We start from the raw sequence: 21121 nt of genomic DNA, 5'->3' as shown, positions 1-21121 counted from the left end.
TCGAAGCGCCACCAGGAACCTACCCCTGTTCACCGGATCTCCACCTGGAGGTAATATCCGGTTGTATAAAAATCAAGGCACTATTATAATAGCATCGTTGGGAGGCAGCGAAACGAGACGGTCGGACCGAAACGGCCGGCTCCAGACCCGGATTTATAATAATTCGGCCCGACTCCGGGATACGGGGGAGTATGCATGACAGAGCGGATCGATGCGAACACGTCGGGGAGTACGGAGTTCGATTTATTCGCGGAGGGCCCAGTCGTCGTGTTTACGTGGCACAACGAGTCGGGGTGGCCGGTCGAGTACGTCTCACCGAACGTCGATCGGCTCTTCGGATACTCGCCGACCGAGTTGTGCGACGGCGACCCCGCGTATATCGATTTGGTTCACGAGGACGACCGAGAGCGGGTCACCCAAGAGGTCAAAGACCACAGTAACGGGACGACCGAGCGGTTCCATCACGAGCCATACCGGATGGTGACGAAGGGCGGGGAGGTCCGCTGGGTACTCGACCATACCCGGATCGTTCGCGAGGACGGAGAAATCACCGGTTACATGGGATACATCGTCGATATCACGGAGCGGAAAAAGCGACTCGAGTACGTCACCGAGCTGAACGAGACGATCCGGTCGTTACACGAGATACTGATCGACGTCCGCTCCCGCGAACGCATCCACCAGGCGGTCTGTCGTTCGATCGCCGACCTCGAGGGATTTGGCGGGGTGTGGATCGGCACCGTCGGCCCCTCAGCGGAAGCGCTCGTGCCGGTCGCGCGGTGTGACGTCCCCGATTCCCGCCTGGAGGACATACCGCTCTCGCTTGGTTTCGAGTCCCCGGTTCCGGCCGTCCGGGTCGCAGACGAACGGCCGACCACCGGCGAACACCGCGTTCCGGAGCGGCTTCCCGAGGGACCCTGGCGGGCGGCGATGCTGGCGGAGGGCTACCGGTCGGTGTTCGCGGTCCCGATCCACCACGAAGGTATCCACCACGGCGTGTTGACAATCTACGGAACGACCGTCGATACCTTCGACGGCCGGATTCGGGACATCCTGACAGAACTCGGAGCGCTCGTCGGCTACGCTGTCACCGCACTCGAGCGCCGAAACGCGCTGCATACCGACGGGAGCAGGGACCTCGTCCTCGGGGTAGCGATCGAACAGGACGAGCCGCTCCGGGTGCTTGCCCGCCGGCTGTCGAGAACCGTCGAGGTCCGGAGCGTGAGCAGGCGAACGGAGGACGAGTTCCTCCTCTACTGTCTGCTCTCCGATGTCACCCCCGAGCGCGTCGTCGATGCCGCCGACACCGCCCCCGAGATTCGATCGGTCGAGTGTCTCCCGGGGACCGGTACCTCGATCTATGAGGTCCTCGTGGAGGAACCGTGTGTCGCCTCGGTGGTGACTACCCTTGGAGCGAGTTTCCGCTCACTCCGGGTCTCCGAGCACGACTGCGAACTCGCCGTCTCGATTTGCCGCGAGCGCGACGAACACCGTCTCATCGGGCAGGCACAGGAACTGTTCGGCGACGCGGAACTGAAAGCCGAGCGGGCCGCAGCCCCGACCGAAGCGACGCCGTGGCCGACCCTTCTGGCCGGCGTGCTCACGGCACGACAGCGGGACGTGTTGCGGACGGCGTATCACGCCGGCTACTTCGACGAGACCCGAAAGCGGACCGGCGCGGAAATCGCCGACTCCCTGGGGATCGCCCAGCCGACGTTCTCGACGCATGTCCGCGCCGCACAGCGGAACCTGTTATCGGCGATCTGGGACGACCCCGGGGACGGGTGACCCCCCGTGTGACCTTCCAATCCCGCAAGCGGTTTGTTCGATCGGCCGCTACCGCCGTACGATGGCTACCCGACGTGCTGTCGCCCCGATCGAGGATGTGCCTGACGAGACGACGTATCTGTTCACACTCCGGGAGACGGAGTCCGGCGAGGAACGCGAGGCTATTTTGGTCCGGGCCGACGGCGAACTCCACGCGTGGCTCAACTACTGCCAGCATTACACGCACATCAAGATCGACAAGGGGTCCGGCGCGGAGATGCGAGGGGAGGAGCTCATCTGTGAGAACCACGGTGCGTACTTCGAGTCCGAGAGCGGCTTCTGTACGTTCGGCCCCTGTGAGGGGGCGTATCTCAACGAAATCGAGATCGCCGTCGAGAACGGAACGGTGTTCCTGAGCGACGAGGACTACGAATTCGTCCGTGAGGGGGCGATCGAGGGCGATGGGACGGATCTCGAATCGAAATCGAACTACAAGTTCTGATACCGCCGACGATACGCCCCCGAGGAGTGTCCACGGGATGCGAGCCGCACCGTCCGCCGGCCGCAGCAGTTCCGTAGTAGCGCTGCGGCCCTATCACGTCTCGTAACAGCGCCGGTCGACGAGTTCGTCGTACGCCTCCCGGAGCCGGTCCGTCACGGGGCCGCCGCCGATCGCGGCCCCGTCGAGGCGGCCGATCGGTCGTATCTCCCATGTCGTGTTCGTCAAAAACGCCTCCGTCGAACCGCGGACGTCGTCGATGGTGTAGCGGCCGACCTCGGCCGGAACGCCGATTCGCTCGGCCGCCTCGAGGACGGCCCCACGGGTAATCCCCGGCAGGATCGTCCCGCGCTCGGGGGTTTTCAGCGTCCCCCGATCGACGAAAAAGACGTTGCTCGTTGCCCCTTCGGCGACGTATCCGTCGGTGTCACACATGAGCGATTCGTCGGCCGCACCGCTCCCGTGCAACCCGAGTCGGGCGAGGATCCCGTTGAGATAGTTGTGCGTCTTCGCCCCGGCGGGGAGAGCGTCGTCGGGGATCCGCCGGGTCTCGACTGACTGGACGGTCGCGGGACCGTCCCAGACCGGATCCCCGTCGGTCCCACCCGACGGGAGCGGTTTGACATAGACGACGACGGTCGGGTCGACGTCTTCGGCGGGCGTGAGGGTTCCGGGCTGGATGCCTCGGGTCACGGAAACCCGGACGTAGGCCTCCGAGAGGCCGTTGGCCTCGAGCGTCTCGTCGACGCGCGCACGGAGGTCCCCGGGGATGGCCTCGGCCATCCCGAGGACCGCACAGGTGGCTTCGAGCCGATCGAGGTGGCGATCCCACAGGAACACCTCGCCGCCGTAGGCCCGACAGGTCTCGAAGGCCGCGTCGCCGTAGCGAAACCCCCGGTCGTCGACGTGGACGGTCGCGTCGGCCCGATCGACCAACGCACCGTCGACGTGGTACAGGAGTGTCACCTCAGGCCACCCGACAGCGACGACAAAAAGTCTCTATCATCCGTTCACCGACGTCCGTGAGAATACTCTCGGGGTGAAACTGAACGCCCTCGTGGGGCTTCTCGCGGTGACGAACACCCATGAGAACGCCGCGGTCGTCCCCGGTTCGGGCCGTCTCGACCAACTCGGCCGGCAACGCCCCAGGCTGGGCGGCCAGCGAGTGGTACCGACCCACCTCGAAGGCGTCGGGTAGCCCCTCGAAGACGCCCGATCCGTCGTGAGTGACGACGGACGGCTTCCCGTGGACGACGTCGGGTGCGTGGCCGACCGGGACGCCGTTGGCGGCACACAACGCCTGATGGCCCAGACAGACGCCGAGCGTCGGATACGACAGCGACTCGAAGACCGGAACCGAGACGCCCGCCTCCCTCGGCGTCCCCGGCCCCGGTGAAACGACGATCGCCTCGGGGTCGAGCCGCCTGATCCCGTCCACGTCGATCTCGTCGTTGCGACGGACGACGACGTCGGCGTGGGTTCCGACGTACTGGACGAGGTTGTAGACGAACGAGTCGTAGTTGTCGACGACGAGGACGGTCGGTCGGGTCATCGATCGGCCACCTCGAGCGAGAACGCCGCCCGATCAGCCAGGGCGGTATCGATCGCAGTGACGAGCGCACGGGCCTTATCTAGCGTCTCCTCGTACTCGCGCTCAGGATCCGAGTCGTGGACGATTCCGGCACCGACCCGCAGGTGATACCGGTCGGCGTGTCGCACGAGCGTCCGGATGACGATGTTGAGCGTCGCCCGGCCATCGAAGCCGAAGATCCCGATACTGCCGGTGTAGGGACCCCGACGGGTCCGTTCGACGTCGTCGATGATCCCCATCGTCTTCGGTTTGGGCGCGCCGGTGATCGTGCCGCCGGGAAACGTCGCCGAGACGGCGTCGGTGACCGAGCGATCCGGGCGCAGTCGGCCCTCGATCAGGCTGACCAGGTGCATCACCTCGGCATAGCGATCGATCCGGCGGTACTCCCGGACGTCGACGCTGCCGTACTCGCTCACCTTCCCGAGGTCGTTGCGCTCTAAGTCGACCAACATCGCGTGTTCGGCGCGTTCTTTCGCATCCGACCGGAGGTCGGCTCCGAGTTCGCGGTCCGTCCGGGGCGTCTCCCCTCGGGGACGGGTGCCGGCGATCGGTTCCGTCAGGAGCCGATCGCCCTCAACGTCCAAGAGGAGTTCGGGACTCGCACTCACGAGGTCGACACCCGGGAACTCCACGAGCGCGGCGTACGGCGCTGGGTTCACGCGGCGGAGCGCGGCGTAGGCCTCGACCGGATGGACGGCAGCGGGCGCCGAAAGCCGCTGTGAGACGTTCGTCTGGAAGGTATCACCCGCCCGTATGGCGGCCTGGACACACCGGACGCGGTTTATAAACGCCGCTTGCCCACACTCGCTTTCGAACGTTGCCCGCTCGCCCGCAGCGGGGGCACGGCCGACCGATCGGTCACCGGCGACGGTTCGGGCGAGAAGCGAGCGGGCGTGTGCGACTGCCCACTCGTAGGCGGCGTCGACCGACCCGTGCTCGTCGAGCCGCGGGCAGGCAGTGATCCGGAGTTCGACCCCGTTGGCGTGTGGTTCCCGCCAGGCGACTATCCGGTCGTACTTCGCGACCTGGAGACGCGGCAGGCCCCGATCGTCGTCGGTCCCGTTCGGGATCGATTCGAGCTCCCGAGCGATGTCATAGGAGAGCCAGCCGATCAGCCCACAGGGAAACGGCGTCTCGCAGTCGCCCCGTTCGAGCGTCTCGGTGCTCAACTCGGTATCGAGTGCCGAAAGTGACGGGGACGTCGGCGTCCGATCCGAGCCCTCATCGGGGATCGGCTCCGCTTCGGCCGAGACTGTGAGCCGCTCGATCGGCTCCGTCGCGAAGTAGCCCCACCCCGACTGGCCGCCCGTCGTTTCGAGGAAGACGTCGCCGCCGTCGCCGCGGCGTGCCCGTCGGTAGGCCTCGAACGGATCGGCGGCGGAAAGCCGGATTTCGACCGGCACCCGTGCCGCCCCGGCAGCCCCGGCGGCGACGGATCGGAACGCCTGCCGGTCGGTGATGACTCGCATGTCGTATCGAGGGGGGCCGGAGAATAACGGTTTTGCGGTCGGGGAGACGACGTCGCGCGGCCGAGGGCGGCTTCGGGCCGCAGACGAGGGTCGGAATCGCCCGGCTGGAAGGCCGTCACCGAGAGACATACGGCCCAGGAGGCACGTCGGGGGCGGTTCATACGGATCGTGGCCGTGCCCGCATCGACCTGTAGCGAACAGACGGGGATCGTTCCGGTCGGCCCGTCCCCGTGCTCCCGCCTTGGGGGCCGACCGCGGCTCGTCAGATCACGGGCGGTCTGGTCGCGTCTCCGTATATAAATCGTCGCCCGGAGCGGGCGTTCGAGCGAGAATATAACCGATTTTACTATAGCGTGTTCGAACACTACCGGATCGATACGGGCCGTTGTACCGATGGAGCGGCCACCGCCCGCCCCGCTCCGGCGGTGACCGCTACCAGTCGACAACTGTCCGCATGGGAGGGGCGAAGGCCCTCCGATCACTCCGCTGCGCGCTCCCGCCAGCCGTTGATTCGCTTTTCGGAGATACCGGTCGCCTCGGCGAGTTCCCCGGCATCGGCGTCGAGCAGCTCCGGAACCGTCTCGACGTTGGCATTCGCCAGCCGTTCGCTATAGGCCGGGCCGATCCCGTTGATCGTCTCGACGGGGTCACCTGCGGTGTCGTCCGACTCCTCGGAGCCACCCGTATCGCCGGTCTCCGGCATCCCGTCTGTCCCTCCGGATTCGCCCGAGGCATCGGCCCCGTCGGGCACTGGTCCGGCCGCCTCGGCGGGTTCAGCCGCGGGCGTGTCGGTACCGCTGTGTTCCGTCACACCGGCCCCGGCTTCGGCGGGCTCGGCGGCCGTCTCGGGATCCGATGTCGGCATCTCGACCATCGAATCGGTCGAGGCGGCCGCGTCCGTTCCCGCGGCCACGGCGTCCTCAACGTCAGCTGGCTCGTCGTCGACGTCGATGGATTCAGCCCCGGATCCGTCCGTCTCGGCCGACTCGACGTCGTTTCTCCCCTCCGAATCGTGAGTGGCTGTAGCGTCCGTCGGTTCGGGTCCTTCGGAGCCCTCAGAGCCGCCGAGACCCAACACCGTCCGGATCAGATCGAACATACCCATGCGTCCGATACGGGGGCGTACCGTTAAAAATAACCGGCCGGGGGCGGTCGCCCGGCGGGCCGTTTATAAATCGAGCGGCCGATTACCCGGGTATGGAAAGCCTCGAAGCCGAATTGGACCGAGCACGGGGCGTCTCGGTCGAGGAGCTGGCCGACGCTATCGAATCGATCGGCTTCGAGTGTACCCGATGTGGTGGGTGTTGTACGGCGGTCGAGTCGGGCGGGTGCGGTAGCGATAACGCGGACGACGCCGCGAGCGAGCCACACACTGCGACGGTGTTCCCCGACGAGGTCCGCCGACTGCAGGCGGCCGCAGCCGACAGCGGCGAGGAGCCCTACGACTGGCGCGACGTCGCTCGTCCGATGCCGTATGGGATCGAGGAAGCCGACGACGGATCCGAGGGCGAGACCTTCGAGTGGGCGCTTCAGACCGACGGCTGTGGGGACTGCGTTTTTTATGCCGAAGCCGACGACGGTACCGGCGCGTGTACCGTTCACGGGGATCGACCGCTCGTTTGTCGGACATACCCGTTTAGTCTGGCATTGGGCGGGGCGGCCGAGCCGATGGGAGCGGCCGTCGACCGGGCTGGCCTCGTCCGTGCCCACGAGTGTGAGGGACTCGGACGCGACATCGCGCGCGAGGACGCGGCAGAGCTCGCGGCGGCGCTCAAAGAACGGACGATCAGAGACCTCGAAGAGGCGATCGGCGTCCGCGACAACTACGAGCCGACTGATGTCGACGGCGTGGTGGTCCACGACTCCGAGGGACAAAAGCGGCCGGATGGGACGGCACTCCTAGGGAGCGACGGTCGGGGAAGCGATCGGACGGGTCCGGACAGGCGATAGCTTCTATACGTGCGCCGCACATGTCGGAAGCGAAGCTCTATGGAAATCTCCGATAAGCTCCTGTGTCTGTTCAGCGCCGAGGTCGAGGAGACCGAGGACCGGTTTGTCGTCGAGGTACCGCGCCGTGAGATCGAGAACGGCCCCGTCGGGCCGGAAACTACCTACCGTGTCGCGCTCATTTCGGATAGCGGCGAGGCCGGCACCGAGGCATCGGAGGGGACGACGCCGCCGGACGAACCCCAACCGCCCGTCGAACCCGGCGAAATCAGATACGTCGAGATCGAGGATCTGGGCAAGCAAGGCGACGGGATCGCCCGAGTCGAGCGCGGCTACGTCATCATCGTTCCCGGCGCAGAGGTCGGCGAGCGTGTTAAAATCGAGATCTCGGAAGTCAAATCCAACTTCGCCGTCGGCGAAGTCATCGAATAGCCGGCCGTTCGATCCGTCTGTCGAGCGGTGACCTTCGATCGCCGCGATCGGACGCTCCGGCCCGGGAGGGGACAACGTGTCGTTCGGCCCCGCCTGTCGGCAACCCATCGGCGTGTGGACGCCCAGCAAGAGCCGTGTTAATTCGGCTTAATCCTGGCTAATCGTACGTGATTCAGGGGTACGGCCGTCTATTTATATAGGTCTGTCCGCCCAAACAGGAACCGTGATGAAACGGACCAGCCTGCTCGTAGCGCTGTTCGTCGTCGTCGGGACGCTCGTCGTCCCGGTGGCTGGCGTCCTCGCACAGGAGACCGAAGACGAACCGGACGGTGCGGACGTGAAACCCGGCGAACGTCTCTCCGGCGTCGTGGGCGTCCAGAGCGCCGAGATCGACGGCGAAATCGAGCGAAACGCGTTCAGGATCGGGCTCGAACGTGCCGACGACAACGCCACAAAGGCGAGACACATCGCGGAGAAACTCAACGAGACGGAGACCCGTCTGGCGGCGTTAGAAGAGCGGAAAGCCGAGCTACAAGCGCAGCGAGAACGCGGCGAGATAACGGACGGGCAGTACCGCGCGCGGACGGCGCGGCTGGCGACGGAGGTCGAAACGGCCAGACAGCAACTGAATCAAAGCAACGCGACCGCCGCCGACATCCCTGGGGAGACGCTCGAACGAAACAACGTGAACACGACGGCGATCCGGACGTTAATGCGTGATGCCGACCAACTGCGTGGCGGTGAGGTCTCCGAGATCGCCCGGAGCATCGCCGGCAACCGCAGCGGCATGGTCGAACGTGGCCCCAGGGGCGACCGCGGTCCCGATACGGGACCCGGACCCGGCGACGAGCGCGCCCCTGATACGGGACCCGGACCCGGCGACGAGCGCGGCCCAGGTGACCGTGACACCACCGAGGACGGCAAGACAATCGAGATCACACGCAACGACTGATACGGTACCGAAAGAGAAACGCACAATCGAACGAGACTGCATGGGTGCGGCAAGACAATCGAGATCACGGTCTACGAGGACGACACATACGAGGGAGGCCACTACTTCGGCGAGTTCACCGAACGCACCACTTGGTGCAGAATAAAGAACAGGAATCTGATATGAACTGTTCCTGAGACCGGCGACACCCCCGAAAGAATGACGCCGCCGGATTCGCGGTCGCTGCCGCAGCCGTCGCGCTCCTCGGAGCGGCGCTCTTGGCGATCCGTCGATAGGGGCCGTGATAGGGGACGGTGAGCCGGGGACAAGGACGCTGATCGCACGCGGCCGGAGCCCGCCCTACTGTGAATCGTCGTCCGGACCCGAATCGTCCTCGGGCAACGAGAGGACGTTCTCGCGGCCCAAGCGGAACCCCTCCAGAGAGCCCTCCTCGCGGAGTTTCTTCGTGACTTGGCTGGTCTTGGCGTCGGTCCATTCGAGCTGTTCGGCGATCGCCTGCTGTTTCATCCGGCCCCCCTCGCGTTCGATGAGTTCCAACACCCGCTCTTCGTTGCTCAGGAGTTCGGGATCCGTCGGCCCGCCGGAGGCCGTATCCGCCGCCGTCGCGTCTTCGCCCGCCGCAGTGTCGTCGCTGCTCGGACCAGTAGGTACCCGCGTGGACGTGTCGGATCGCTTCCGATAGGCGACTATCGCACCAGCGGTGATCGCCAGGAGCACCCCGACGAGCGCGACCGCGACCGGCAGCGAAACCGGGGACGACGGGCCGGTTCCGGTGGGGGCCGTCGTGCCCGATGGAGCGAGCTCGATCCGGGGTTCGCCGCCCGCGAACTCCCTCGGCCCCTCGTAGACCACGGATCCGGACCGCGTCTCGGAGGGGGACGGGGATGCGGAGCGGAGTTCGCGCCCCTCCGTCCACGATATCAGGAGGGCAGTCTCCTCGTCGAGAAACAGGCCATCGATCGCGTCACCGACGAGCAGCCGATCGTCCTCGGTCTCGGCGAAGTTCGACCAGTGGAACTCATACCGCAACACGCCGTACTCCTGGGGGAGCTCGCGCTTGTCCGCTGAAACGGACATCTCGGTGATCGTCATCTCCCGGCCGGTCGCGTTCTCGGCGCTCGCCGCGGTTCCGTCCATCCGCTCTCGAAACCGATCGGCGTACGGGTCGGGGTCGGCCTCGATGGCGCGTCGGAGTTCCTCGAAGGCCGCGTCGTCCGCGTCGGTTTCGAGCCGTGTCCGATACTCGATCGTCCAGCGCGCGTCACCATCGTCCTCGACGGTAATGGACAACAGCACGTCGTCAGTATCGATGTCCTGCTGGGCGAGCGGGGATCCCGGCGCCGCGCCCGCCACGGATCCGAGAGAAACTGCGGTCCCGAGAGCGACGACGGCGACACACGCCGACAGCGCGAGGAGACGTCTCCGGTTCACAGCCGTCGGGACGGGCGGGCTATATAAATGGGTTGTTGCCGACGACTGCCGTTCGAGGGACCGGGACCGCGGCCCGCCGGGATCGTTCTCGCGATCGCTTCGAGGCGGCACTACCGGAGTCCTTTCGGACGTACAAACGGACGTTATTCGGATTAATTCGGACTGAGAGGGCTTTAACCGGCTAAATTCGGCATCAAGACGTTCCCCCGTTAAGTAGCTGCCGGGGCATCGATCAGACGCAATGAGAGCAAAACGACTCGTCACGATCGCAGTCGTATCGACACTCCTGGTCGGCGGCGTGGCGGCGCTCGGTGCCGCCAGCCCTGCCGACCAGGCGAGCGACAACGCCCCGGACGTGGATGCGCCCGGGAACGCACCGAATGTAGCCGGTACCGCTGCCGACGACCGCGCCGGCACCGCTGCTGACGACCGCGCCGGCACCGCTGCCGACGACCGCGCCGGCACCGCTGACGGTGTCGGCCCGAGCGACGGTCTGCCGGAACAGGTCCCCGACCACGTGGGTGAGATCCACGACCGGATCGACTCGTTCCTGAATGGATCCATCGACGACCTCGGCGGTTCACTTGACGACCTCCTTGGCGAGGATGAGTCCGACGATGTGGACGACAGCGAGTCCGACGATGTGGACGACAGCGAGTCCGACGATGTGGACGACAGCGAGTCCGACGATGTGGACGACGGTTCGGACAGCTAGACGAATGGTCATGGGATGGCCGGGTGACATGTGCCAGGCGGCGGGCAACGCCGGTTTCTCTCCCGTACCAACCGTCGCTGTTTTCCCCGCCTTACCGCACGGACTGATTACCCAAAACCACCTGAGTGCGGCGTCTTAACCGACCGTACCAAACCACCTTTTGAGGCGTGGACGCATCGGATAGATATGAGCGCGACCGCCGTCGGGCCGACTTCGGAACTCACGGACAAACAACAACGCATCCTCGCGTACCTCCGCGAGCGGGGCCGGATGAAGACCTACTTCAAATCCCGGCTCATCGGCGAGGAACTCGGGCTGTCGGCCAAGGAGGTCGGCTCGAACATGACCGCGATCTGTGAGGGGGAGTTCGACGTCGATGTCGAAAAGTGGGGCTACTCCTCGGGGACGACCTGGAAGGTCACCGTATAGGGCGTAGCGGCGCTCCGACCGCCGCTCGGGCACCGTCGCGTGTGCTCGCCGGGACACGGCAGCACCGATCCGCCTCAAGGATCGGACGACGGAACGTCGCCCGCACGCTCTTCGGTCCAGGGATTCGTTCCCTCGATCGGTTCGTGTGTGAGGATGTATTTTCCGTCCGTCTCGCGGACCGCCGACGCGACGTAGAATCGGATCGACGTCTCCTGTTTCGTAACGACGGGAAAACCGTAGTGATCGGCTTGGTACTTGAACTCCTTTCCGTCCGCGAGACGCCCTTCGACAAACGCCTCGTGTCCCTCCAAGCGCCGTTCGACGACGTCGCGGGAGTACTCGGGGACGTCCCCGACCGCTTCCCCGAACAGCCGTGCAAACTCCGACTCCAGTTCGTACCCGACGGAGTTCCGAGCGGCGACCATCGCCGCGAGCGACGTCGTGCCCGTTCCCCAAAACGGGTCGAGGACCGTATCCCCGTAGACGGAGTACATGTTGATCAGACGGTGTGGGATCTCGAACGGATACGCCGCCGAGCGCTCCCGCAGGTCGCCGTCGCCGAGCGCTTGGGCTTCGCCGTTGATGTCGGTCCAGACGTCCGAAAACCACCGGTTCCGCTCCTCCCAGAAGTACGCCGAACTGTATCGACGCTCCGATCTCGGCTCGAAGCTCCGGCTTTCCTCCCCGTTCCGGAACACGAGAACGTACTCGTGTTCGAGCGTGGCGTAGGCGTTCGGCGGGAGCATTCCCGACCCCATGAACTTGGTCCCGGAGTTGACCGGCTTCCGCCAGAGGATCTCCGGGAGTGGCTCGAATCCGAGCCCCTCGAAGGCGTCGATGACCCGCGAGTGGTTCTGAAAGACCCGAAAGCTTCCATCCACAGTCCGCGTCGCATCACCGACGTTGACACAGGCGATACCGCCGTCGACGAGCACCCGCTTGATCTCTCTCCAGACCGCCTCGAGTTCCTCGTGCATTCGGGCGAACGCGGCCTGCCCGTCGCCGTCCGCGAGACGCTCCCCGATCTCCGGATCGAGCCCCGAAAAGAGGTCGTCCCACATCTCGACCATCGGGTACGGCGGGGACGTGACGACTAGCTCGACGGAGCAGTCGTCGATCTCCGAGAGCGAGCGCGCGTCCCCGGTGACGACGCGGTGTGTGGTCTCCATCGATTCCCGGTTCCCGGCACGGCTCCCTTAACGTTTCGTCGGCGACGCGGGACGCGGACGGTGTCGGGTGTTCCAGTGCGACGGTTCGCCCCGCTTCGCTCGGTCTGGTGTGGTTCAAATCCCGATGCCGTTACAGTGTGTCCGCGATCCTCGGGGCCACGCTGACCGTCGAGACCGCCCGCTCGATCGTGTCGGTGCCGTACACCGCCTCGACGCCGGCGGTCGCCAGTTTGGTCCGGGCGTTGGCGGCGAGCATCGGATGGACGCAGGTAACGAAGACGCGGTCCGGATCCGAAAGCTGGTCGATCGCGGTGCTCATCGTCGATCCGGTCGAGACGATGTCGTCGACTAATACCACGTCTCGGCCGGTGGTCGACGCGTCTCTCGGCCGTACGTCGACGTCGGTGTCGGAGTGACGGACCTTCTCGAAGTAGTCCGTGTCCCCGCCGCCGTGGGCGTCGCGGACGGTCTCGGCGAGGCCGATCGCACCGGCGTCCGGGGACAGAAACAGCGGGTCGGAGAGTTCGGGAAGCGGGTCGGCCAGCAGGCCGGCGGCGTCGACGGCCACACACGGGACGTCGAAGAAGTCGGTGATCGACCCCTCGTGTGGATTGACCGTCACCACGCGGTCGGTCCCCGTCGAGATCGCCCGCGCCATCGCGCGCGCCGAGACGGGCTGGCCGGGGGCGAAGGACTCGTCCTGTCTGCCGTAGCCCATGTACGGCAGGACGGTGATCACCTCGTCGGCGCGCTGGCCGGCGGCGTCCTGCAACTGGAGCAACTCGACGTGGGCGTTGTCGGAGATCGTCGAGGCGACGACGACCGCGCGGTCGTCGGTCTCCGGAACGCGGACGAGCGTCTCGCCGTCGGCAAACCAGTCGTACTCGACGGCCGCGAGCGACTCGCCGAGTTCGCTCGCAAGCGCCGCTGCGACCTCCTGTGAGGCGGATCCCGGGACTATCATACGCGGCTGTGGGTCCCGCGGGGCTAAACGCGTTTTCGTTCACTCCGATCGGGACGTACGGTCGTTTCCCGCTCGCCGTCCCGGGACGTGTACGGTCAGCGCTCCCGGACGACGACGAACTCCGCGAGGTCCTGGAGGTAACCGACGGCGGGCGAATCGCCGGGGTCGGCCGCCGACAGCGCCGACAGCGCGGCGTCGGACTCCTCGCGGGCGCGACCGTTTATCTCCTCGGGCGAGAGTTCGGTGATCCGGACCAGCGAGGGCCGCTCCATGGCCTCGTCGCGGCCGGCCGGCTTTCCCAGTTCCTCGGCTTCGGCCGTCGCGTCGAGGACGTCGTCGCGGATCTGGAAGGCGACCCCGACGCGCTCGGCGTAGCCGCCGAACGATTCGGTCGTGTAGGTGTCGGCGTTCGCGGCGATGGCCCCGAGTTCGGCGGCCGCCCGGAACAGCGCGCCGGTCTTCCGGCGGGCCAACTCCATGTACTCCGTCTCGGTCGTCGGGGCCGCAACGAGTTCGATCGCCTCGCCCTCACCGAGTTCGACCATCGCCTCGGCGACGGTCCGCATCGCGCGGTCGTCGCTGCCGAACAGCGAGAACGCCTCCCCGAGCAGTCCGTCGCTCGTGGCCATCGCGGGGCCGTATCCGAACGCCGCCCAGGCGCTTTCGACGCCGCGGCGGAGGTCCGACTCGTCGATGATGTCGTCGACGACCAGGGAGGCGTTGTGGACCAACTCGATCCCGACGGCGAAGTCGACGGCTTCCGCCGAGGCCGCCGATCCGCGGCCGTCCTCGCCGACCAACTCCCCGCCCGCCGCCTCGAAGGCGAGAAGCGTCACCATCGGTCGGACTCGCTTGCCGCCGGACAGCGAGACGTGCTCTACCCGCTCCGTCATCGCCTCCGGTTCGGCCGCGTCGAGCACGGCCGAGAGCCGCGACTCGACAAGCGCCCGACGGCGCTCGAGATACTCCATAACCACCGTAGGAACGGTGTTCGGAAGTACGTGACGGATACGTCGAACCGTAGGGTGGTCACCCGAAGTACGCCGCCAGGCGCTCTGCGGCCTCCTCCGCCCGCGGGGTCACCACGGCGAAACGGAGCCACTCCGCCCGCGACTCCCCGAAGGCGTCCCCCGGCATTCCGGCGACGCCGGCCTCGTCGATCAGCCGTTCGGTGTTTTCGAGCGTCCCCGGGTAGCCCTCGAAGCGAGCCATCACGTAAAATCCGCCCTGCGGGCGAGTGTACGCCGCCCCGGCCGCCTCGAGAGCCGCACAGAACGTCTCGATCCGCTCTTCGAGCAGTTTCCGGTTGCGCTCGTAGTACGACTCGGGGGTTTGCTCGAGGGCGTCGAGCACCGCCCGCTGGGCGGGCCGCGATCCGGCGACGTTGACGAGCATGTGACGAGTCCGGACCGCCTCGGCCAGCCGCGGGGGAAAGATCCCGTAGCCGACCCGAAATCCCGTGATCGCCATGGACTTCGAGAAGGCGTTCGTGACGACGACACGGTCGGAATCGGCGGCGAGGGCGGTCTCGAAGGCCCCCTCGTCGTAGACGAACCGTTCGTAGACCTCATCGGAGATCAACAGGGCGTCGTTCGCGTCGGCGACGGCGGCGATGTCGCGTTTCGTCTCGCCGCCGTAGACGCCCCCGGTCGGGTTGTTCGGTGAGTTGACGACGATCGCGGCGGTGTCCTCGCTCGCCGCCCGGCGGACGGCGGCCGGATCGAGCGTCCCGTCCGGTTCGCTCGGAACGAAGCGAGGTGTCCCGCCGAGCATCCGGGCCCGTTTGTGGTAGTAGGGGTACACCGGGTCGGCCATGAGGACCCCGTCGGCGGGACCCGCCTCGAGCGCCGTCGCCATCGCCAGGTAGTTCGCCTCGCCCGCCCCGTTCGTGACGACGACGCGGTCGACGTCGACGCCGTGTCGGTCTGCGACCGCCGCCCGAAGGTCGGAGAGCCCGTCGCTGGGCGGGTACTGGAAGGCGTCGACGCCGCTGTCGGCGTACCGCTTCAGCCCGGTTCGGATCGCCTCCGGTGGCTCCCAGTCGGGGTTGCCCGACACCATATCGACGACGTCGCCGTCGGCCTCGGCCGCGTACTCCATCAGGTGGAAAAAAAGCGGCCGTTCGTAGTCGTCCATACCCCGGCTCCGGACGGGGGCTACGTCGGTCTGTCGTTTCGTCCCCGGAGGTCGCGTTCAGAACGTGTAGGCGAGCATGACCTCGTCGACGTAACTGTCGTCGATGGTGTAGTGATCCTTCCGGACACCCTCGGTCTCCCACCCCCGGCTCTTCAGGAAGGCGAGCGCCTCGTCGTTCGTGATCGGGACGCTGTTGTACACCTTCCGGTAGCCGTTGGCCTCGGCCCACTCCAGGGCACGGTCGACGAGACGGCCGCCGATGCCGTGCTGTTGGTAGTCCCCGCGGACGCCGACGGTCAGTTGTGCGGTGCTCTGGAGTTTGTCCAGTTGCGGTAGGTCGAGGTGTGACCACCCGATGACCTGCCCTTCGACCGTCGCGACGAAGAAGACGCGCGATTCGGCGGTGTTGTGGCGGTTGACGGCGTCCTCATAGAGGAGCTGTTCGGCGATCGATTCGGCGACGATGTACGTGTCCTCCGCGGTCACGTCCCGGATCGTGTCGATGAGCCCCTCGAAGTCCGACTGTCTCGCCGGGCGGATGACGTATTCGACGTCGTCGGTCGAGTACGCCTCGACCGAGCCGACATCGAGGGCGATCTGTAGCGTCCCGCCGTCGTCCTCGAGGTAGCCGCGATCCTTCAGCTCCCCGAGGGCGTCCTGGAACTCCTCGGGCGGCAGCGACGTCACCTCTCGGACCCGGTGACGGGCCGCCGTCCCGTGCCGCTCGACGTAGCGGTAGATCTCCTCGCCCGCCTCGGTCTCGAAGGTCGGCCGTTCGGACGTCTCCATACCTGGGACACACGTCGAGTGGGCTCTTATAGGTTTTCGCGGGACCCTCGGCGGCGTTTCGGTCGTACTGTCGGCGATACGCTCGTGACGACCTCGCGTTGTCGGCGATACGCTCGTGACGACCTTGCGTCACCGACGCGAACATCCAGAGGTCGGTATCGACGACGGTACCATACGGATCGGTGTGCCGAGAAAGCGAACGGTGCAGGGGGAGAGCAGTCACCACCGGAACGGTGCAGGGAGGAAGCGGTCACCACCGGAACGGTGCAGGCGGTGACCACGTCCGGACGACGCCGGTCCGTATCAGTCGCCGGCCGCCGGGCGTCCGTCGGCCGTCCCGCCCGATAACGGCGTCCGTTCGACGACCGTCCCGTCGTAGGTCGGATACTGCTCGACGATCTCGCCCGTTTCGACGTCGCCCGCCTCGACCATCTCCTCCAGGAGCCACCACGCCAACTCGATGTGGTCGGATTTGACCGAGTAGAACTCCTCGGCCACGCCGAGATCCGCCAGTCTGGCTTCCGTCTCCCAGGTCTTCCCGTAGACGAGCGTTCCGTCGTCGGTGATCTCGTCGAACTCCCGGCGGACGGTCCGGGCCATCCGTTTCAGCCGTGATCGGTGCTGGGCGGCGTCCTTGAAAACGCTCGTACAGAAATACACCTTTTCGTGGTCGCCCATCTCCGCCAGGATGTCGTGAGAGCCCTCGACGGCGCTCATGTGGTCTTCTTTCAGCTCGAAGCCCTTCTCCTGCATCCGGCGGTAGTTGCCGTCGGACATCTCGAACTCGTTGATGTTACAGAAGTCGGCGGCCCCCGCATCGAGAAACTCCAAGAACTCGGGTTCCGCGCGGATGCCGGGGATCTCGAAGGCGGGCGTGAGGCCCTCCTCGCGGGCGATATAAAGGATATCCTCCCACTCGGTGCCGTGTAGGTCACCCCACAGCTCGAGCGGCGGGTGAAACCGGATCTCGTCGAGGCCGGCCTCCGAGAGCCGGCGCATGTTCTCGCGACCGCCCGTGATGCCGGTGTATAGATGCGTGTGGTGATCCTCGCCGAACTCCTCTTTGAGGAGGTTCAGGTACCGACACGTCCGGTCCATCGCCTCCTGGGGCTCGCCACCGGTGATCGATGTTCCGAGCGCATCCATCCGCTTGGCCTCCGTTATGACGTCCTCGTCGCTCTCGACGGGGCGTTCGTTGGCGTAGACCTGGGTGACGTTCTTTCGGTTCTCGCCGAGCGGACAGTAAAAACAGTCGCGCTGGTCGCAGTAGCCGTAGACGAAAAGCACCATCTTGCCGCCGGCGGCACACTGTTCACAGCCCTTCGAGATCATTCGTTACCGCTCGTAGGCCGCCAAGACCCAAAAGTCGTGTGTTCCGTCAGGACGGACAGCGTGGCTGCCGCCGGTTCGGTCGCCGGCCCGGCCGTCGGGGCGGTCACAGGTCCTCGAAGAACTGCTCGGTCAACTCGCCGGTGTCCTCGACGATCGACGCCCAGGCGTCGTTGTCGGGCGCGATCCCGACGAGCCGGGCGATCCTCATGATCGAGACGTGATACACGCGCTGGCGGCCCGGCTCCTCCTCCCGGATCACGAAGTTGCAGGGAAACAACGCCCCCTGCTTGAGGGTCTCTTCGAGCGCCCGGTTGGCTACCGAAGGGTTGCACGCGCCCAACACGTAGTAGGGGTCACGATTCGCGTCGACCTTCTCGTTGAGCATCTCCGAGGGTGAGAACTCGACGGGGACGCCGAAGCCGGCCGCCTCGGCCGTTTCACGGACGTGTTCGATGGCCGATTCGTGGTCCATCTCCAGGGTAGCCTGTTTTTCGCCGATGTCGTCCGGGTCGATCTCCGCCGGATCGAATCCAAGGCTCATACGGTCAGGAGGGGCCGAGACCGGAAAAACGGCGTGGTCACGTCGGCCGTGTCGCCTCGGTGGTCGAGCGTCGTTGTCGGGATCAAAAAAGGGACCGTATCAGACGTCGTCGGGCGTCTCGGCATCGTCCTCGACGGCGCGTTTCATCGACTCGCGGCGCGATTTCGCATCGCGGCCGGTACACTCGAGCAGGAAGTCGTTTTTCGCGTTGTTCGCGTCGCCGGCGGCGTCGACGTCGCCGGACTCCATCAGCGATTCGAGGTCGCGCTCCTCGAAGTGGACGGCGAGTCTGTCCTTCTTGCCGGAGTACGATACTGCCCCCGCGACGATCCGCGTAAAGACCGGGTTGTCCGGGTCGTCCACGACGTAGAGGTCGCTGTCTTTGAACCCCTCGGTGTCGGTTATCGGGCCGAAATACTCCTCGATGGTGGCTTCCAGATCGGGGACGCGCTCCTCGAGATACTCCCCGCGTCTCATCTTGTACTCTTCCATACCGATGGGTATCGGAATCCGACGGTTTACTGGTTTCGTTCGGCTTCGAGCCACGCGTTACACTCCGGGCAGGGATCGCCCGCCCGGTACCCGGAGTTGGCGTCGATCCGGAAGGGGCACTCCGGACACACGATCTCGCCCTCCGGGACCGTGATCCCCGACAGGGACTCCTCGACGGAGCCGGGGGGTTCGTCCTCGGGACGGTCCGTCAGTTCGTCACCTGCGCCCGGAACCGAGTCGTCACCTGCGCCCGGAACCGAGTCGTCGCCTGCGCCCGGAACCGAGTCGTCGCCTGCGCCCGGAACCGGATCGCCCGCCGTCGACCGTTCCGATTCCTCCGGCCACTGACCGGGGTTCCGCCCCTGCTCGTCCGTCTCGTCGGTGAGGATTTCGGCGTCCTCCTCGGCTGGATCCGGCGGTTCCTCGGAGCCGATCGAACCGTCCCCCTGTTCCGGAACGTCCGGCGTCTGCGACGATGCCGCCGGTTCCGGAACGTCCGGCGTCTGCGACGATGCCGCCGGTTCCGTACCGACGCCGGCTCCGCTCTCTTCGGGGTCCGAATCCGTGTCAGCGACGCCGCTGCGCTCGACTGCGCTGGCGATTCCGCCGCCCGCTCCGCTGTCCGTCGTACTCGGGGCGTCCGAGCCGACGCCGTCGTGGTCACCCTCGAGCCCGACGTCGGACGCATCGACGACGGCGGCGACCTCCGTGCTCTCGGAGACGACGCGCTCCGTGCCACAGCGCCGACACCGCTCGATCTCGCGCTCGGTCGTGATCACCTCGCTGCCCTGTTCTTCGCGTTCACGCTCTACCCCGGCGTCCTCGAAGGCGTGGCCGAGTATCGAACACTGTAGTCCCATTACCGACACGTGGCCGTGACGAAGGTATAAAACTTGAGTCCGGACGGCGTTTCTGCCCCGGCGAACGGGCCGGTTGGGGTATCCCGTCCCGACTGGCAACCGGGCCGTTTTTGGCCCCCGGCGGTGACCCTCCGGGCATGCATACCGTCGTACGACTCCTCGCCGCCCTCTGTATCGCGGCCCTCGCACTCTCCGGGGCCGCCGGCACTGCCGCCGCCCAGTCGGCCGCGGACGGCCAGTTCGTCGTCGAACTCGACGCCGACGGCGACGCCGACGCCGCGTTCACCGAGGAGTTCGATCTCACAGCCCCCGAAGACCGGGAGATATTCGAGGAAGTCCAGGCGGACGCGGACCTCAGAGCGGCCGTCGCCGAGCGCTTCGGCGAGGAGATGCGGTTCGTCTCCGGGACGGCGAACGAGGGTATCGATCGGGAGCTCCGCGTCGGTGAGGTCACCGTCGAAACGGCCGCCGTCGGCGAGACGGGGATCGTCGTCTACGAGTTCCGATGGGAGAACCTCGCAGCCGTCGACGACGACCGCGTGGTCCTCGCCGAACCGTTCTCGCTGTTCGAGACGCTCGATCGCGAGTTGGTGGTCGTCGCGCCGGAGGGCTACGAGATCGAGAGCGCCTCGCCGGAACCGGAGCGTGACGACGGTGACACCGTTGCCTGGCCGGGGATGACGACGTTCGGCGAGGGCTTCGAGGTCGTCGCGGCCCCCGCCTCGGGCGGCGAGATGGCCCCGATCGAGCACTCGCCGGAGAGGCCTGTCACACACGGCGGCGCTCCCCTTGCGCTGGGTATCTCGGCGCTGATTCTCGTCTCGCTGTTGGTCGGCCGAAAGCGGTAGTCCGGCCGGTGTCTTCGTACTGCCGGCGATAGGTGGAAGGATAGGTGCGTGTATGCGTTATCAGGCGTCCTCTTCACGCTCGTCGTCTTCATCGCCCTCTTCGCGCTCGTCGTCTTCATCGCCCTCTTCGCGCTCGTCTTCCTCATCGCCCTCTTCGCGCTCGTCGTCTTCATCGCCCTCTTCGCGCTCGTCGTCCTCATCGCCCTCTTCGCGCTCGTCGTCTTCATCGCCCTCTTCGCGCTCGTCTTCCTCATCGCCCTCTTCGCGCTCGTCTCCCCGTTCGTCTACGTCGTACTCGTATTTCTCTTCGGCGAGGGTGAGCGAGTTGTCCTCGACGACGTACTCCAGTTTGCCTTCCGCGTGGTCGGATTCGTACTCGACTTCGAGTTCCTCGAGCGACTCGCCGTCCTCGCTGAGCGCCGAGCGATTGACCGTCGCGGTTCCATCCGCGCTGGTGGTGACGGTTCTCTCTTTTTCACCTTCGACGGTGATCGAGGCGTTCTCTACGGGCGCACCGCCGTCCGTCATCGTTACCGTAACGGTCCCGTTGTCGAGCGTCGCGTCCATATCGAGGTCGGACACGGGAGCTGTCGACGCGCTGGTGTCCGTCTGTGCCAGGCCCGTTACTGCGGCACCGCTTCCAGCGACGAGCAATACTGCCAGCACCGCCACGACGGTTTTTGAGATTGACATTACAGTCGGTACGACGGGTGTAAAACGGATAAATCGGGAACACAGTCGTACGGAGTTCCCCCGAG

General features: G+C 66.2%; 23 protein-coding genes and 1 pseudogene. 9 read left to right on the top strand and 15 right to left on the bottom strand.

Features of this window, described 5'->3' with window-relative positions:
• Positions 1-195 precede the first annotated feature (195 nt).
• Together HZR14_RS06465 and HZR14_RS06460 are read left to right on the top strand one after the other, a co-directional pair.
• Positions 196-1788 carry a PAS domain-containing protein gene (locus HZR14_RS06465; protein WP_181692050.1) on the top strand — a complete coding sequence of 531 codons (1593 nt, stop codon included), beginning with the start codon at positions 196-198 and terminating at the stop codon, positions 1786-1788.
• A gap of 61 nt (positions 1789-1849) precedes the next feature.
• The gene (locus tag HZR14_RS06460; protein WP_181692049.1) at positions 1850-2269 is read left to right on the top strand and encodes a Rieske (2Fe-2S) protein; all 420 of its coding nucleotides are present in this window, start codon (positions 1850-1852) and stop codon (positions 2267-2269) included.
• A 93-nt stretch (positions 2270-2362) separates the two neighbouring features.
• Here HZR14_RS06460 and HZR14_RS06455 read toward each other — a convergent pair whose 3' ends face one another.
• The 4 genes from HZR14_RS06455 to HZR14_RS06440 form a co-directional block, all read right to left on the bottom strand.
• Positions 2363-3232: an aminotransferase class IV gene (locus HZR14_RS06455; RefSeq protein ID WP_181692048.1), complete on the bottom strand. Its 870-nt coding sequence runs from the start codon at positions 3230-3232 to the stop codon at positions 2363-2365.
• A 1-nt stretch (position 3233) separates the two neighbouring features.
• On the bottom strand, positions 3234-3818 hold the full coding sequence (locus HZR14_RS06450; RefSeq protein WP_181692047.1) for an anthranilate synthase component II: 585 nt from the start codon (positions 3816-3818) through the stop codon (positions 3234-3236).
• Complete coding sequence (locus HZR14_RS06445; RefSeq protein ID WP_181692046.1) at positions 3815-5326, bottom strand: anthranilate synthase component I family protein; 1512 nt, start codon at positions 5324-5326, stop codon at positions 3815-3817. The genes HZR14_RS06450 and HZR14_RS06445 overlap by 4 nt, the downstream gene beginning before the upstream one ends.
• Before the next feature lie 478 nt (positions 5327-5804).
• Entirely contained in the window at positions 5805-6425 is a 621-nt protein-coding gene (locus HZR14_RS06440; RefSeq protein ID WP_220132463.1) for a helix-hairpin-helix domain-containing protein, read from the bottom strand.
• Between the two features lie 98 nt (positions 6426-6523).
• On the opposite strand from HZR14_RS06440, the gene HZR14_RS06435 reads away from it, so the two are divergent.
• From HZR14_RS06435 to HZR14_RS14560, 4 genes and pseudogenes are all read left to right on the top strand, one after another.
• Positions 6524-7276 (top strand): YkgJ family cysteine cluster protein, encoded by a 753-nt coding sequence (locus HZR14_RS06435; protein ID WP_181692044.1) that lies wholly within the window; start codon positions 6524-6526, stop codon positions 7274-7276.
• A gap of 39 nt (positions 7277-7315) precedes the next feature.
• Positions 7316-7705, top strand: coding sequence for a TRAM domain-containing protein (locus tag HZR14_RS06430; protein ID WP_181692043.1), 390 nt, complete (start codon positions 7316-7318; stop codon positions 7703-7705).
• A gap of 226 nt (positions 7706-7931) precedes the next feature.
• Complete coding sequence (locus HZR14_RS06425; protein ID WP_181692042.1) at positions 7932-8657, top strand: hypothetical protein; 726 nt, start codon at positions 7932-7934, stop codon at positions 8655-8657.
• A 209-nt stretch (positions 8658-8866) separates the two neighbouring features.
• Positions 8867-8932, top strand: a pseudogene (locus HZR14_RS14560) (hypothetical protein); the annotation flags it as partial.
• A 64-nt stretch (positions 8933-8996) separates the two neighbouring features.
• Here the strand turns inward: HZR14_RS14560 and HZR14_RS06415 are convergent.
• Positions 8997-10088, bottom strand: coding sequence for a helix-turn-helix transcriptional regulator (locus HZR14_RS06415; protein WP_220132462.1), 1092 nt, complete (start codon positions 10086-10088; stop codon positions 8997-8999).
• 241 nt (positions 10089-10329) lie between these two features.
• On the opposite strand from HZR14_RS06415, the gene HZR14_RS06410 reads away from it, so the two are divergent.
• Positions 10330-10803, top strand: coding sequence for a hypothetical protein (locus HZR14_RS06410; RefSeq protein ID WP_181692041.1), 474 nt, complete (start codon positions 10330-10332; stop codon positions 10801-10803).
• A 186-nt stretch (positions 10804-10989) separates the two neighbouring features.
• Positions 10990-11232 carry a DUF7123 family protein gene (locus tag HZR14_RS06405; protein WP_181692040.1) on the top strand — a complete coding sequence of 81 codons (243 nt, stop codon included), beginning with the start codon at positions 10990-10992 and terminating at the stop codon, positions 11230-11232.
• A gap of 74 nt (positions 11233-11306) precedes the next feature.
• Here HZR14_RS06405 and HZR14_RS06400 read toward each other — a convergent pair whose 3' ends face one another.
• The 9 genes from HZR14_RS06400 to HZR14_RS06360 all read right to left on the bottom strand — a co-directional run bounded on the left by HZR14_RS06400 (position 11307) and on the right by HZR14_RS06360 (position 19515).
• Positions 11307-12401, bottom strand: a complete 1095-nt coding sequence (locus tag HZR14_RS06400) for a DNA-methyltransferase (protein ID WP_181692039.1) — start codon at positions 12399-12401, stop codon at positions 11307-11309.
• 130 nt (positions 12402-12531) lie between these two features.
• Positions 12532-13365 (bottom strand): ribose-phosphate diphosphokinase, encoded by an 834-nt coding sequence (gene prs, locus HZR14_RS06395; protein ID WP_181692038.1) that lies wholly within the window; start codon positions 13363-13365, stop codon positions 12532-12534.
• Positions 13366-13460: 95 nt separating this feature from the next.
• On the bottom strand, positions 13461-14336 hold the full coding sequence (locus HZR14_RS06390; protein ID WP_181692037.1) for a polyprenyl synthetase family protein: 876 nt from the start codon (positions 14334-14336) through the stop codon (positions 13461-13463).
• A 58-nt stretch (positions 14337-14394) separates the two neighbouring features.
• On the bottom strand, positions 14395-15501 hold the full coding sequence (locus HZR14_RS06385; RefSeq protein WP_181692036.1) for a pyridoxal phosphate-dependent aminotransferase: 1107 nt from the start codon (positions 15499-15501) through the stop codon (positions 14395-14397).
• Between the two features lie 57 nt (positions 15502-15558).
• Complete coding sequence (locus tag HZR14_RS06380) at positions 15559-16290, bottom strand: GNAT family N-acetyltransferase (protein ID WP_181692035.1); 732 nt, start codon at positions 16288-16290, stop codon at positions 15559-15561.
• A gap of 303 nt (positions 16291-16593) precedes the next feature.
• Positions 16594-17622 carry a radical SAM protein gene (locus HZR14_RS06375; RefSeq protein ID WP_181692034.1) on the bottom strand — a complete coding sequence of 343 codons (1029 nt, stop codon included), beginning with the start codon at positions 17620-17622 and terminating at the stop codon, positions 16594-16596.
• Positions 17623-17725: 103 nt separating this feature from the next.
• Positions 17726-18163, bottom strand: coding sequence for a DUF302 domain-containing protein (locus HZR14_RS06370; protein WP_181692033.1), 438 nt, complete (start codon positions 18161-18163; stop codon positions 17726-17728).
• Between the two features lie 99 nt (positions 18164-18262).
• Positions 18263-18655 carry a DUF5611 family protein gene (locus HZR14_RS06365; RefSeq protein ID WP_181692032.1) on the bottom strand — a complete coding sequence of 131 codons (393 nt, stop codon included), beginning with the start codon at positions 18653-18655 and terminating at the stop codon, positions 18263-18265.
• Positions 18656-18681: 26 nt separating this feature from the next.
• Positions 18682-19515, bottom strand: a complete 834-nt coding sequence (locus tag HZR14_RS06360; RefSeq protein ID WP_181692031.1) for a DUF7093 family protein — start codon at positions 19513-19515, stop codon at positions 18682-18684.
• A gap of 137 nt (positions 19516-19652) precedes the next feature.
• Here HZR14_RS06360 and HZR14_RS06355 point away from each other — a divergent pair, with 137 nt between their 5' ends.
• Positions 19653-20363 carry a DUF7345 domain-containing protein gene (locus HZR14_RS06355; protein WP_181692030.1) on the top strand — a complete coding sequence of 237 codons (711 nt, stop codon included), beginning with the start codon at positions 19653-19655 and terminating at the stop codon, positions 20361-20363.
• 60 nt (positions 20364-20423) lie between these two features.
• Here the strand turns inward: HZR14_RS06355 and HZR14_RS06350 are convergent, their stop codons facing one another.
• On the bottom strand, positions 20424-21056 hold the full coding sequence (locus tag HZR14_RS06350; protein WP_181692029.1) for a hypothetical protein: 633 nt from the start codon (positions 21054-21056) through the stop codon (positions 20424-20426).
• Positions 21057-21121 lie beyond the last annotated feature (65 nt).

This window comes from Natronomonas salinimetallica (genome assembly GCF_013839515.1).
In the GTDB taxonomy this organism is placed as follows: domain Archaea; phylum Halobacteriota; class Halobacteria; order Halobacteriales; family Haloarculaceae; genus Natronomonas.
This window is presented reverse-complemented; position numbering and strand designations above follow the sequence as displayed.

What these genes read in the sequence shown, in the direction of transcription:
- HZR14_RS06465 (WP_181692050.1), top strand. Translation starts at nt 196, where the DNA reads ATGACAGAGCGGATCGATGCGAACACGTCGGGGAGTACGGAGTTCGAT.
- HZR14_RS06460 (WP_181692049.1), top strand. Translation starts at nt 1,850, where the DNA reads ATGGCTACCCGACGTGCTGTCGCCCCGATCGAGGATGTGCCTGACGAG.
- HZR14_RS06450 (WP_181692047.1), bottom strand. Translation starts at nt 3,818, where the DNA reads ATGACCCGACCGACCGTCCTCGTCGTCGACAACTACGACTCGTTCGTC.
- HZR14_RS06445 (WP_181692046.1), bottom strand. Translation starts at nt 5,326, where the DNA reads ATGCGAGTCATCACCGACCGGCAGGCGTTCCGATCCGTCGCCGCCGGG.
- HZR14_RS06440 (WP_220132463.1), bottom strand. Translation starts at nt 6,425, where the DNA reads ATGTTCGATCTGATCCGGACGGTGTTGGGTCTCGGCGGCTCTGAGGGC.
- HZR14_RS06435 (WP_181692044.1), top strand. Translation starts at nt 6,524, where the DNA reads ATGGAAAGCCTCGAAGCCGAATTGGACCGAGCACGGGGCGTCTCGGTC.
- HZR14_RS06430 (WP_181692043.1), top strand. Translation starts at nt 7,316, where the DNA reads ATGGAAATCTCCGATAAGCTCCTGTGTCTGTTCAGCGCCGAGGTCGAG.
- HZR14_RS06425 (WP_181692042.1), top strand. Translation starts at nt 7,932, where the DNA reads ATGAAACGGACCAGCCTGCTCGTAGCGCTGTTCGTCGTCGTCGGGACG.
- HZR14_RS06410 (WP_181692041.1), top strand. Translation starts at nt 10,330, where the DNA reads ATGAGAGCAAAACGACTCGTCACGATCGCAGTCGTATCGACACTCCTG.
- HZR14_RS06405 (WP_181692040.1), top strand. Translation starts at nt 10,990, where the DNA reads ATGAGCGCGACCGCCGTCGGGCCGACTTCGGAACTCACGGACAAACAA.
- HZR14_RS06400 (WP_181692039.1), bottom strand. Translation starts at nt 12,401, where the DNA reads ATGGAGACCACACACCGCGTCGTCACCGGGGACGCGCGCTCGCTCTCG.
- prs (WP_181692038.1), bottom strand. Translation starts at nt 13,365, where the DNA reads ATGATAGTCCCGGGATCCGCCTCACAGGAGGTCGCAGCGGCGCTTGCG.
- HZR14_RS06390 (WP_181692037.1), bottom strand. Translation starts at nt 14,336, where the DNA reads ATGGAGTATCTCGAGCGCCGTCGGGCGCTTGTCGAGTCGCGGCTCTCG.
- HZR14_RS06385 (WP_181692036.1), bottom strand. Translation starts at nt 15,501, where the DNA reads ATGGACGACTACGAACGGCCGCTTTTTTTCCACCTGATGGAGTACGCG.
- HZR14_RS06380 (WP_181692035.1), bottom strand. Translation starts at nt 16,290, where the DNA reads ATGGAGACGTCCGAACGGCCGACCTTCGAGACCGAGGCGGGCGAGGAG.
- HZR14_RS06375 (WP_181692034.1), bottom strand. Translation starts at nt 17,622, where the DNA reads ATGATCTCGAAGGGCTGTGAACAGTGTGCCGCCGGCGGCAAGATGGTG.
- HZR14_RS06370 (WP_181692033.1), bottom strand. Translation starts at nt 18,163, where the DNA reads ATGAGCCTTGGATTCGATCCGGCGGAGATCGACCCGGACGACATCGGC.
- HZR14_RS06365 (WP_181692032.1), bottom strand. Translation starts at nt 18,655, where the DNA reads ATGGAAGAGTACAAGATGAGACGCGGGGAGTATCTCGAGGAGCGCGTC.
- HZR14_RS06360 (WP_181692031.1), bottom strand. Translation starts at nt 19,515, where the DNA reads ATGGGACTACAGTGTTCGATACTCGGCCACGCCTTCGAGGACGCCGGG.
- HZR14_RS06355 (WP_181692030.1), top strand. Translation starts at nt 19,653, where the DNA reads ATGCATACCGTCGTACGACTCCTCGCCGCCCTCTGTATCGCGGCCCTC.
- HZR14_RS06350 (WP_181692029.1), bottom strand. Translation starts at nt 21,056, where the DNA reads ATGTCAATCTCAAAAACCGTCGTGGCGGTGCTGGCAGTATTGCTCGTC.